This window comes from Nodosilinea sp. P-1105 (assembly GCF_012911975.1).
Lineage (GTDB): Bacteria > Cyanobacteriota > Cyanobacteriia > Phormidesmidales > Phormidesmidaceae > Nodosilinea.
The window spans coordinates 12,720-24,709 of the sequence record NZ_SMDQ01000010.1 but is presented as its reverse complement, the minus strand read 5'-3'; the positions used below and the strand labels follow the sequence as shown (position 1 = coordinate 24,709).

General features: G+C 57.5%; 11 protein-coding genes. 5 read left to right on the top strand and 6 right to left on the bottom strand.

Annotated elements, in window-relative coordinates:
• Window positions 1-468 precede the first annotated feature (468 nt).
• Complete coding sequence (locus tag E1H13_RS06550; RefSeq protein WP_169612606.1) at window positions 469-1,563, bottom strand: calcium/sodium antiporter; 1,095 nt, start codon at window positions 1,561-1,563, stop codon at window positions 469-471.
• A gap of 101 nt (window positions 1,564-1,664) precedes the next feature.
• On the opposite strand from E1H13_RS06550, the gene E1H13_RS06545 reads away from it, so the two are divergent.
• Window positions 1,665-2,288: an Npun_F5749 family FMN-dependent PPOX-type flavoprotein gene (locus E1H13_RS06545; RefSeq protein WP_169612605.1), complete on the top strand. Its 624-nt coding sequence runs from the start codon at window positions 1,665-1,667 to the stop codon at window positions 2,286-2,288.
• Window positions 2,289-2,309: 21 nt separating this feature from the next.
• Here E1H13_RS06545 and E1H13_RS06540 read toward each other — a convergent pair whose 3' ends face one another.
• Window positions 2,310-3,650, bottom strand: a complete 1,341-nt coding sequence (locus tag E1H13_RS06540) for an efflux RND transporter periplasmic adaptor subunit (RefSeq protein WP_169612604.1) — start codon at window positions 3,648-3,650, stop codon at window positions 2,310-2,312.
• Window positions 3,651-3,837: 187 nt separating this feature from the next.
• On the opposite strand from E1H13_RS06540, the gene rpmF reads away from it, so the two are divergent.
• From rpmF to E1H13_RS06525, 3 genes are all read left to right on the top strand, one after another.
• Entirely contained in the window at window positions 3,838-4,014 is a 177-nt protein-coding gene (gene rpmF / locus E1H13_RS06535; RefSeq protein ID WP_169612603.1) for a 50S ribosomal protein L32, read from the top strand.
• Window positions 4,015-4,126: 112 nt separating this feature from the next.
• Complete coding sequence (locus tag E1H13_RS06530; protein WP_169612602.1) at window positions 4,127-4,480, top strand: DUF4870 domain-containing protein; 354 nt, start codon at window positions 4,127-4,129, stop codon at window positions 4,478-4,480.
• Between the two features lie 448 nt (window positions 4,481-4,928).
• Window positions 4,929-5,261, top strand: a complete 333-nt coding sequence (locus tag E1H13_RS06525; RefSeq protein ID WP_240966502.1) for a DUF4870 domain-containing protein — start codon at window positions 4,929-4,931, stop codon at window positions 5,259-5,261.
• Here the strand turns inward: E1H13_RS06525 and E1H13_RS06520 are convergent.
• The 4 genes from E1H13_RS06520 to E1H13_RS06505 all read right to left on the bottom strand — a co-directional run bounded on the left by E1H13_RS06520 (window position 5,258) and on the right by E1H13_RS06505 (window position 10,687).
• On the bottom strand, window positions 5,258-7,147 hold the full coding sequence (locus E1H13_RS06520) for a hypothetical protein (protein ID WP_169612600.1): 1,890 nt from the start codon (window positions 7,145-7,147) through the stop codon (window positions 5,258-5,260). The two genes, E1H13_RS06525 and E1H13_RS06520, sit on opposite strands and share 4 nt — an antisense overlap.
• A 118-nt stretch (window positions 7,148-7,265) precedes the next feature.
• Complete coding sequence (locus E1H13_RS06515) at window positions 7,266-8,336, bottom strand: glycosyltransferase family 4 protein (protein WP_169612599.1); 1,071 nt, start codon at window positions 8,334-8,336, stop codon at window positions 7,266-7,268.
• A 338-nt stretch (window positions 8,337-8,674) separates the two neighbouring features.
• Window positions 8,675-9,499: a HEAT repeat domain-containing protein gene (locus E1H13_RS06510; RefSeq protein WP_169612598.1), complete on the bottom strand. Its 825-nt coding sequence runs from the start codon at window positions 9,497-9,499 to the stop codon at window positions 8,675-8,677.
• Window positions 9,500-9,670: 171 nt separating this feature from the next.
• Complete coding sequence (locus E1H13_RS06505) at window positions 9,671-10,687, bottom strand: DMT family transporter (RefSeq protein ID WP_169612597.1); 1,017 nt, start codon at window positions 10,685-10,687, stop codon at window positions 9,671-9,673.
• 396 nt (window positions 10,688-11,083) lie between these two features.
• Here E1H13_RS06505 and sppA point away from each other — a divergent pair, with 396 nt between their 5' ends.
• Window positions 11,084-11,944 carry a signal peptide peptidase SppA gene (gene sppA / locus E1H13_RS06500; RefSeq protein ID WP_169612596.1) on the top strand — a complete coding sequence of 287 codons (861 nt, stop codon included), beginning with the start codon at window positions 11,084-11,086 and terminating at the stop codon, window positions 11,942-11,944.
• Window positions 11,945-11,990: the final 46 nt, after the last annotated feature.

Genomic DNA, 11,990 nt, shown 5'->3' with positions numbered 1-11,990 from the left:
AAAAGGAATGCCGTAGGGTGCATTCGCGCAGCAATGCACCGCTTTAAGGAAGAACGAAGCGGGAAGAGAGAAGAACGAAAAGTAATGCCGTAGGGTGCATTCGCGCAGCAATGACGGGAGATGTGACTTAGGGTTCACCGTTCACGGTCAGCGGTTTAAAACAAGCCGTTTACCGTTTACCGTAGGCCGTGCACCGCACCCATCACGTCTAGCCTGACCGCCCACTAGGGTCTGTCAATTCTAAATTTGTAGGTTGGGTGGCGCGCCAGCAGAACCCAACACGGCTGACTCCTGTTGGGTTGTCTCCGTTGGAGACGCTGCGCGAACGCTCCGCTCCACCCAACCTACGGGAACCTTAGTTTTTAGCTTTGACACTGCACTAGTACTCTGAAGCATAAGTCGGCCCACCATTCCTGACACCTGATACCCGACACCTGACACCCTCAGTCATATTTCTGCCTTCCTGTACTAGGGTTCAGAAGACGTGCGCTTCTTAGGCAGCGATCGCACCACAATCGTAATCAATGTAATCACTGTTAACGGAATCACAAACAGTAGCATCACCTGGCTAAAAAGCTGCAAATGTTCATGGTCTGCGGCCCTGAGAATCAGGTAGGTGGCATAGGCTACATAGTAGCCACTAAACAGCATGCCCTCCCAACGGGAAATCACATTGCCGGTTGCAAAAATAGGAATGCAAGCCACCGCCACCGCCAGCATTACCGGTAGGTCAAAATAGAGGACGGCGTTGGGAATGGGTACCCCCTGGCCCGAGGTCAAAGCGGTGACCCCCAGGACCGTCAGAATATTGAAGATATTGCTGCCCACCACGTTGCCCACGGCAATGTCCCGCTCCCCCCGCAGGGTGGCCACAATCGAGGTGGCCAGTTCCGGTAGAGAGGTGCCCGCTGCCACAATCGTGAGGCCAATAATTAATTGGCTGACACCAATCGCCGTGGCGATCGCCACCGCTCCAGAGACGAACAGCCTAGACCCTAGCACTAGGGTAAATAGCCCCACCAGCATTAGCCCCAGGTTAATCAGCCAGGCCCCTTGGACGGTACTTTTGCCCCCATACTGGCGATCGTATTCAGCCTGCACATTGACATCGGTTTCCTTGCGGCTGAGGTTAAGCAAAAACAGCGTATAGACCACGCCGCCAATCAATAGCACAATGCCATCCGTCGGCTGTAGCCGTTGGTCTAGGGCAAACAAAAACAGCACCCCTGACACCCCAATCATGATCGGCACATCCAGGCGAATTAACTGCTGGGCCACTACCAGGGGGGCCACCAGGGCCGACAGCCCCAAAATCATCAACACGTTAAAAATGTTGCTGCCGATCACGTTGCCTAGAGCAATATCGGCCTGCCCCGCCAGGCTAGACTGGATGCTCACCGCCATTTCTGGGGCACTGGTGCCGTAGGCTACAATGGTAAGCCCGATAATCAACGGCGAAATCCCACATAGCCCAGCCAGCTTCGAGGCTCCCCGCACTAAGGATTCAGCCCCCACCAGCAGCAGTGCCCCTCCAGCTATCAGCGACAGGGTAGCGACGATCATAATAGTTTGCTCTCTTCAGTCAATGCTCAATCGTAACGACTTGAGTCTATAACCTGCCACGGATCGGGTGCTAGAGTGTGGCAGTTCGTATCCCATGCAGCATGTCTGACTCTGTTCCATCCCCGTCGGCCCCAGGGGGGCTTCCCCCCTGGCGCAGCCCCCTGTCCCGGGCCCTGCATCGCAACCGCAGTCGCCCCTATAGCCGCTATTTCCAATTGGCCACCGTCACCCCCCAGGGTCGCCCGGCTAATCGCACGGTGGTGTTTCGCGGATTTGCCCTGGGGCAGCTCACCTTCGTCACCGACCAGCGCAGTGCCAAAGTCGCTGACATCGCTGCTAACCCCTGGGGTCAGGCCTGTTGGTACTTTACCCAAACCCGCGAGCAGTTTCGCCTGATGGGTCCCTTAACTCTGGTCACGGCAGCTGAGGAGGATGGCGATCGCCAGCAAGCCCGCCACACCTCCTGGCAAGCCCTGTCTGATGCAGCCAAATGCCAGTTCTACTGGCCTCCGCCTGGGGTCGTGCGTGATCTGGATGCTCCCCTCGACACCCCCTTAGACACCACTAATGCCCTCGACCCCACCGTGCCACCCCCGACCTTTTGCTTGGGCCTGTTGCAGCCCACTCTGGTCGACCATCTGGAACTGCGCGGTAATCCTCAGAACCGTACCCAGTATGCGTATCTTGACGACGGTACCTGGCATACAACCGTGATCAATCCTTAGATACCTTTGACTAGCAACCTTTTACTGGTCTTGGCTCCTGGTGATGTTGTCTAAGGAGCGACCGGGGGGCAGGTCAATAAACACGCGATCGCCCTCTGTGATGCCCTCTACAATCTGAATTTGATCCCCTGCCTGGGGGCCTAGGGTGACCGGCTGAAACTCAATATCGCCGTTGTCGCCCGGCACCAACACCCCTGTCTCACCGGCCTGGGTCACCACTGCCACCGTCGGTACCACCAGAGCATCGGCCACCTGGTCGCCAATAAAGGCCACGGTCACATTCATGTTCGATCGCAGGATGTCTTCCCCATCCAGCAAGGCGATCCGCACCTGGAACAGGGTCACATTCTGCCGGTCGATCGCCTCTGGGGCCACCAGGGTCACCTGCCCCTGAAAGGTTTGCTCAGGGAAGGCATCGGCCACGATCTCGACCGCTTGACCCGACTGAATTAGGGCAATGTCTGCCTCTGGTACCTCGGCCAAAATTTCTAAATCCTCGGCCAAGGCCACGATGGCGGTGGAGGTGGCTGAGGAGGCGTCGGAGGCGGTCGTGGTGGGGGTGACAAAGGCACCCACCGAGGCAAATTTTTGGGTAATGATGCCGCCAAACGGTGCTCTGATCGAGTTTTCATCCAGCCGGATCTGAGTGGCCTGGAGCTGGGCTCGGGCCTGGGCCAGGCGAGCTTCCGCTTGGGCTACCGACGCGGCCTCCGGCAGGGCCTGGAGGTCATCGAGGCGACGCTGGGCTTCGGTGATCCGAGACTGGGCCTGGTCTACCCCTGCCTGGGCGCTGCGCTGTTCTCGGGCGGCATTGTCCAGTTCTGTTTGGGAGATGGCGCCGCGATCGAACAAACTTTGGCTGCGACTCAGCTCGCTATTGGCCAGCTCTAGTCGGGCCTGGGCATCTCGCGCCTGGGCCTGGGCCCCATCGATGGCGGCCTCCGCCTGGCCAATTTCGTCAGGGCGGCTACCCTGGCGGGCTAGCTGTAGGGCGGCCTCGGCTTCGGCCACCGCCGCCTGGTTTTGTTGCAGCTGCGCCGCAATGTCAGTGCTGCGCATGCGGGCAATCAGCTGGCCCGGTTCAACGCGATCGCCCTGCTCTACAAATAGCGCCTCTAAAATTCCGGCATTTTCAGGGCTGAGGTTAACGGTCTGCAGGGGTCTGACCGAACCACTAGCCATGACCCGTACCGTCAGGGGTTGGGCGGTGGCCGGGGTCGTCCAGGTGTCAATGTCATAGTCCCGCTGACGACTACGCCAGAGCCCGACGCTAAGGCTAAGGGTGATTAGCAGTACCGTCGCCACCCCTGCGACTAGCCATGGCCAGGAACGACGTTTTTTGCCCAACACAGAAATTCCCATGGATGTAGATGCCAGCGGTAAGGGGGCGAAGTCCAGAAGTTATTGTAACGATCTCGCCTCTGGGCTTGCCGCCCCTGGCCCAAGACCAAGCCGCTGACTTAAGTCAGGAATGTTGATAGTGGGGATTGTCAGAAGGGGTGTCCCTAGCCTATAGTTGAAAGGTTGTAACCTCATAATTATTGCTGTCATGGCGGTTCCTAAGAAGAAAACCTCCAAACAAAAGCGTGACCAGCGTCGCGCCACCTGGAAGCGCACTGCAGCGCTACAGGCTCAAAAGGCCATGTCCCTGGGCAAATCTGTGCTCACTGGCCGCTCCACCAGCTTTGTCTATCCCTCTGATGAGGATGACGACGACGACGAATAAAGTGATTGTCCCCTACTCGTCGGGTCAAACTTACTACGTTTTGTAAGCAGGATAGAGCCTCTATCCTGCTTTTTAAGTTAGGTTGGGGCAGTTTTGAGCTCTGCAGCGACCCATGAATCAACTCGACACCACCCCAGAATCGCGTATGTGGGCGATGATTGCCCACCTCAGTGCCCTGGCTGGCTTTGTCATTCCCTTTGGCAATATTCTCGGCCCCTTGATTGTTTGGCTGGTCAAAAAGGACGAAATGTCATTCGTCAACGATCAGGGTAAAGAAGCCCTGAACTTTAATATTTCAATGACCATCTACATGCTGGTGTCAGGGGCGCTAATTTTTGTCCTCATCGGCATTCCATTACTGGTCATTTTGGGCATTGCTTGGCTGATCCTCGTCATTTTAGCGGCTGTGAAGGCCAACGAAGGGACGGCTTACCGGTATCCGTTAACCCTGCGGTTGGTGAATTAGTACTGACCATCAGAAATCCAACCCCCTCAGCCAAGGGGGTTAGATTTTGGGTATCACGTATCAGGAATAGTTGGTCAATTCCAAATGTGTAGGTTGGGTTCTGCTGACGTGCCACCCAACCGATGGGAACCCTGATTTTTAGTCTTGATGCTGTATTAGATTGCGGGAAATGTCTGGAGTTGGTTCAACCCATAGTGTAGAGATCCCCAGGCACTCAAGGACGCTTAGACCTTTCCCAGCTCCAAGCTAGCGGCCATAAATGCGGTCGTGAACCAAGTCATAGCCTTGAGATGGGAACACTAGGCCTAGAGCATCGGTACAGTATGTCAAGATCCCAGGGTTCTTGGGCTGATTGGCCACGTTTTTTGAGGCATCCAGGTACAGAACCCTGGGATCTGAACCGGCGTTCTAGCCCCAACAGTACACCAAAAGCAAGGAAATGAACCCTATGCAAGAACGCCATTCAGAATCCAACGATAAGAGCATGATGGCTCTAGCCCACATTTTGGGGCTATTGACGGGGTTTATCGGCCCCCTGGTGCTTTATGTTGCTACTCAAGAACCAGAGGTGAAGCGCCACGCTAGACTCGCTCTCAACTGGCAGATCAGCTTGCTGATATATCTACTTGTCTCATTCGTCCTGGTCTTTCTGCTGATTGGGATCATCTTGATTCCCATCGTCTTATTGATGGATCTAGTCTTTTGCATCATGGCGGCTGTCAAAGCCAATGAGGGTGTGGCTTGGAAGTACCCACTCACTATCCAGTTGATCAAGGATTAAATAAACGGCCGTTTAGTGGGCTGCATGGGCGATGGTGCTGCTTTATCCTCAGGCTTTTCTGCGGGGGGCTCGGGGGTAATGTCTGGGTTAGTCGCGGCCTTGTCGTCTTTAGTATCGCCTTCAATGTCGTCGGAGCCAGCGGCACTGTCTAACTCAGGGGCAGCCGAATCTAGGGTTGGTTCTGTCAGAGAGGGTGCAGTCAGGGAGGGCTGCGTCTGCTCTGGTGTGGCTGAAGGTGGTTCAGGGGGGGTGGGTGCGTCACTGGGCTGGCCCTCCAGGTCAGCCTTGGCGGGAGGCTCTGAGTCTTCTTCGGGGGCTGGTTCTACGGACGGTTGAGCGGGGGCTTGGGGCTGACCACGCCAGCGTTTGAACCGCCCTAGCAGGCCGTTGTCTGCTTGGGTGTCTGATTGGGTTTCGGCAGACGGCGGCGGTTGATCGATAGGGGTCTGTTCAGATGCTTCGCCATCATCCTGCTCCTGTACGTCAGCATCAGCAGCGTCGGGTTGAGCGGTCTCGTCGGCGGTGGCTGCTGTGGCTTCCTCGGCCTGCTGATCATCGACGCTGTCCAGATCAGCTGATTCATCTAAGTCCTGGGGCATCGGTAAGGGGACCACAGTCGGGGGCAGCGTCGGCATGTCCGTCGGCGCTTTTGGAGTTGAGGACTCTGGGACTGAAGGCTCTGGGACTGAAGGCTCTGGTTCGGCGGTAGCAGAAGTCTCTGGCGCTTCGGTTGGCGCTTCGGCTGGCGCCGTTTCTAAGGCTGGGATCTCTTCAGCGGCGTCGGCTTCCGTTTGGCTAGTGGCTTCGTCGGTGGCTGGAGTGGGTTCTGGTTCAGGGGATTCTGGTTCAGGGGATTTCGGTTCAGTCGGTTCAGGCTCAGGCTCTAGGGCACTGCTGTCCTCCTCAGTAGCCTCGTCTGGCTCTGGCTGGGGTTGGACTGGAGGCACATAGGTGGGATCAATAATGCCCGCCACCTGCTTGATGTCCAACTCGCCCCGCACCAGGCGAGACAGGGTGTCGCTGCCTCCGGGCTGGTAGTCAATGATCCGCACTGTATTGTTAAACCGATTGTCAATCAGTTCACCGGCTTCATCGATCAGTTCCAATTGAACCCAATTGCGCCCCGGATTAAAGCCTTTGAGCCAGATGGGCTGCCACTGGTCAAACACAAAGCTCTGGTCATTGACGGTGCAACGTACTCGCCAGTCGTGCAGGTCGTCTTTATTGTCCGCTTGGGCACTGATATGCAAAGGAGCGTTCGTCAAATAAAAATCGAGCATGATCGGCTCGGCCCCATAGGTGCCCTGGGGGCGACTGTAGGTGAGCAGCGGGGCGTTGCCATTCAGCTCCTTTTGCGGGGTCTGGGCATAGACATGAAAGGTGCGCTGGTCAAAGGCCCCCTGGTTTTTAAAGCTTTCATGCCAGGGCCGGGAGGCAAATACCCTCATAGTATGCGTACCAGGGGCTAAATCCTCAAAGACCAAGGGTTCCGAAGGATCGTAGACAGCCCGATAGGGTTCGTCATCTAAAAACACATGTAGGTGTGGCCCCAGTTGCCAGTCTTCGTCTTTAAACACCGGCAGCCCTCGTACTTGCACCCGTACGGCCACCGAGGTGTCTTTCAGCACTTCGCCGGGGCGGGGGCTGAGGATTCTGACCTGGGGGGTATAGGCATCAATCAGCTGCTTCAGCACCTCTAAATCTTGCGGGGGCGAGACTTCGGCTAGTTTGCCCGCCAGCCGATTCGGTTGCGGGGTTGGTTCGCTGATCAAGCTGGTGGGCTCTACGGGTTTGGCGCAGCTAAATGAGCCTAGGGCCAGCGATGCGATCGCCACTAAGACCACCAATCGTCCTAGCAGTTGCCTGACCCCCTGTCGTGTGACCATGTGCTCCCCTACATGCTTGCAATTAATACCATAGGGCACTTTCGGGGATTTATCGCGCCAGGTTACTGACCGTGTAACAGTTCATTCCAGTGCAGCCACCGTTGATCAGTGCAAGTGATCAGTGCAAGATCGCTTCAAACCAGGCTTCGAATCGGATCGCCAGGGCATCCAGAGAATATTGCTGCTCAGCCTGGCGGCGACAGGCGCGACGATCGAGTTGATCAATCCGCTGGATTGCCTGCACCAGGCCAGACACATCATCAGGCTCCACCAACCAACCCGTTTCCCCAGGGCGGATGATTTCCGCCGGCCCGCCCCGGTTGTAGGCAATCACCGGCACGCCACAGGCCAGGGCTTCGATCGCCACATTGCCAAAGGCTTCCACCCAACGGGGGGTCATCAGCAAGGCCCGACACTGTCCCACCACCTGCTGCAGGGCCGCCGTGGGTAAAAAGCCCAGGTAGCTGTCTGGGGCCTGGGGAAACTGCTGGCACAGGCGCTGCCAGTAGTCGGGATCTTCCAGCTTGCCTAGAATTTTTAAGGGGGTTTGGGTCTGGGCGGTAGCTGCCAGGGCATCTTCCAACCCCTTCTCCGGAGAAATTCGCCCCATCCAGGCCAGGGCCGTCCCTGGGGTATCACAAAAGTCATACAGGCTTAGGTCGATGGCGCTACCGAGAATTTGGAAGGCGTGCTGGTCACCAAAGGTAGCTGCCTGGGCCTGGGTGTAAGCCCCTAAGCGGTTGGGATACTGGTCAGCCACCTGGTGAATCGCTGCGTCCATCACCTCAGACAGGGAACCCATGGTGACGAAGTGGGCCACGGGGGTGTGAAAAAAGGGGGTGAGGTAAAACGGTAACCAGTCATAGGCCAGATTCACAATCAAATCAAAGGCGGCCTGATGCTGCCGGGCATAGGTCCACATGTGAGCTAATACCGCATCCGCTGGCAGGGTAGCCGGGGTAGCCCGTCCCTGGGTGTGGGCCGTCGGCTGCCACCTGCCGGGGATGGTGACGATCGGGCCGTCCCCCAGGGTTGATTGCTCCGGGGCCACCACGGTCACCTGATGCCCCCGCTGCCGTAACCCCTGGGACAGGTTCAATAAGGTCAGTTCAACGCCACCCCCAAGTCCCGAACCCAGGGGACCGACGGGGGTGGACATGAAGAGGTAGTGGCGGCGGGGGGTGGGCATGGGGGAATGGGGAGATGGGGAGATGGGGAGTGGGGGAGGTGGGGAGTGGGGGAGATTTTGGGTTTTGGATTGTGGATTCGTAGCGTGGGTTAGGCGGTCGGGGTTGGGGCGATCGCCTGATCACTTAACTCCCGCCGTAACCCACAGGTGAAGGTTAAGGAAAAACGAAGAAGGTAACGAATTAAGGTAGCCCGCACGAAGCAGTAGCAGAACAGATGGTAGAAGGTTTTCGTTCTTCCCTTTTCCTTTTTCGTTCTTCCGATGCTGCGTAGGGGCGGACCGGTGTGTCCGCCCTGGCGAGGAATGGTTCCGACAGGCAATGGCAAGATGTGGGGATCTTACGGGGGAGCTGGGGGGTCAGAGGGGGAGGGCAGACGATGACTGAGGGGAGGTGGACGCAGTTGGTTCAATTGTTCTAGAGCCCATTGGGCGGTGTCTTGGACATCAGGGTGGGGGTCTTCGGTGGCATGGGCGACTACATGACTGAGCTGAATCAGGTTGTCGTACAGCCGACTGAGATCGCGGATGGCATTTTTCCTGACCTCTGGGCTGGGATCCTGTAGGGAAAGGGCCAGGGCTTGATGTAAGGGTTTGAGCCCCCGACTGCTAATTTCAGTCAGGGCCGCTAAAATCAGGCTTTTTTCTTGGGAATCGGCGGTCAGCAACCCATTCACCAGGGGTTGTACGGTGCCGGAGTGACCGCGCTGGGCCAGTTCCCAAATGGCTTGACGGCGATCGCTAGGCTGGACACTGGTTAACTGGCTCACCAACTCCTCTAGGGAATGTTTGGTGGCCAGATGGGTGGTGGCAGTGGCGTCGGCAGTGGGGGATAGGGCCACGGGTGGCGCTTGCTCGGGGCTGGGCGGGGGCAGCTCTGCTTCGCTCGGTCGCGCTTGACGGCGGGTCACATAGACCCCCAGCCCGAGGCCCAGCCCCAGTCCACCTAACCCGGCCAGCCACCACCCCCCCTGTGGGCTAGGCCCAGCCGAGGGCGGATCGACTGGGCTTGGCGGGGCGGTGTCAGGGTCAGTCACCACCTGGGCAAGGCTGGGTGGCTGCAGGGAGGTCTGACTCTGCCCTGGCGATCGCCCCGCCGGAGCTACAATCAACCCACTGACCAACATTAGCGCTACCACCGTATTCACTGAGGTCCGATCGACCATACACTGTTCATCTGTTGCTCACTGGACACTCGTGCAGACGCCACCCTCGACCAGGTCTATTCGCTGTTCCAATGGTAGTTGGTTTAGCCCCCTGTGGCGTGGGGTGACTAAACCCGCCCCCTCAAACCTGCCACCCGACACCCGTCACTTCTGGTTCGACAGACCATCGGGTCAGTCAGGCTCGATCGATCCCTTCGTGGCGGCATTGGTCTCCAGGTCCAGCAGCCATCGCCGCAGTCGTTGGGTCAGCACCTCCCGTTGGTTAATCAAATAAATGCTGACCAGGGTAAACCCCACCCCCACCCATTGCAGTGGGCTCAGGGTTTCGGCTAAAAACAGATTGCCAAACAGCAGGGCAAAAATCGGGGTCAAGAAGGTCAACGCACTGAGGCTGGTCAGGTTGCCCTGGGAGGCCAAGAAAAAGAAAATCCCGTAGGCCAGGGCACTGCCAAATAGGGTGGAATAGGCGATCGCGGCCCAGTCTGGCCCAGTGAGTTGTTGCCAGGGCTGTACGTCCCCTAAACAAGAAAGGCCGAGTAAAGGAAGCCCTCCCAGCACCATATGCCAGCCAGTCGCCACCACGGGGTCAACGTACCGACAGACATAGCGAATCAAAATCGTGCCTGTGGCCATCGACAGGGCCGCCAGCAACATCAGCCACTCTCCCCCTTGCAGCAGGGTATCGAAAGCTTGACCGTTGGCTAGCCAATCGGTTTGCCCCTGCAACAGGGCCAGCACCCAGGCATCGGGCAACCCCAGCAGACTAATGCCCACAATGCCCCAGGCCAGGCCAATCCAGCCTAATGCCCCCACCCGCTCACCAAACAGCCACCGGGCCATGATTGCCACCGCTAAGGGCTGCGAATCAATCATCACTGAACCCAATCCAGCCCCCGTCCGCTCTAGCCCCGCCGCCAAAAACCCCTGGAACAGGGTGCCATCCACCAGGGCAAACAAGCCCACCCACAGCCACCCCCGCCAACCGATGGCCTGGGGGCGACGCAGCCAAAGACTTGCTACCAACACCACCATCCCAGCTGGCACCAGCCGCATCGTCGCCATAAAAAAGGGAGACGTATGGGGCATAGCCCCTTTCATCGCCACCATGGCTGTGCCCCAAAGGAAGAAAGGGGCAATCAGCAAAATGGGATTACGGGGCGGGGATTGAGCGGTAGGGGGGGCATCCATCGGTATAGCCAGTTAGCGCCAGGACGTTAGTTAAAACAGATAAAACGGATTATCTTAAGAAAGATTAACGCAGTTCGACGATCGCCGCAGACAAGGCCCTGGTGCTTTGCCAGAACTAAATTTTAGGGTTACAGATACCCTCGAAGCCCCTCTCCTCTTCGAGGAGGTTGAGTGTACAGTACTGCCTGGCAGCAATAGGACCACCGTTGCTGGGGGTGTCAGGTGTTGGGTATCAGGTGTCAGGAATGGTTGGCCGACTTATGCCTCAGAGTACTAGCTGTTAGCCAGGGGTAATGGTGGCGTTCTCCCTCCCAGGGGTAATGTTGGCTACAATAGGGGATGGAGGTGGTACTGGTATCGGTGCCACCAGTTTGTTTTGGCGTTTTTTGCAAATCTATGGTTTGGCCGTTTTCCCGTCGGGCCCGTAAGTCCATCGCCCGGATTGAAGTCACTGGTGTGATTGGGGCCGCTGCCCGCAAGCGGGTGCTAGAAGCCCTTAAAGACATTGAAGAACGACGATTTCCAGCCTTGCTGCTGCGGATTGACAGCCCCGGCGGCACCGTGGGAGATTCCCAGGAAATCTACACCGCCCTGCGGCGACTGCAGGACAAGCTGAAGGTGGTCGCTAGCTTTGGCAATATCTCGGCCTCGGGGGGGGTGTACATCGGCATGGGGGCCGAACAGATTATGGCTAACCCCGGCACCATTACCGGCAGTATTGGGGTGATTTTGCGGGGCAATAACCTGGAGCGGCTGCTGGATCGGGTGGGGGTGTCGTTCAAGGTGATTAAGTCTGGCCCTTACAAAGATATTTTGGCCTTTGATCGGGAACTGACTGACCCTGAGAAAAGGATCCTACAAGAGCTGATTGACGTTAGCTATGGCCAATTTGTCAGAACCGTGGCCGAAGCTCGGGGGCTGAGTGAAGAGACCGTGCGCAGCTTTGCCGATGGTCGCATTTTCACGGGGGAGCAGGCCCTGGAGTTGGGTGTCGTAGATCGTTTGGGCAGTGAAGACGACGCCCGTCGCTGGGCCGCCGAATTGGCTGGGCTCGACCCTGACAAGGCCGAGTGTATTGACTTTGAAGAGAAAAAGTCAGTCTTGCAGCGCTTAACCCCGGGGCGCAGTCATACCCTCACCCTGGCTGGTCAACAGTCGGGTATCGAGTTTTCCCTGCCCGCCCTGAATGCCACCCTAGATTGGCTGGAGTTCGAACGGACCACCGCTGGCCTGCCCCTGTGGCTATATCGCCCCTAGATTGAGTTCCCCTGGTAGGATGGGAGCGATAATAGTCTGTTATTGA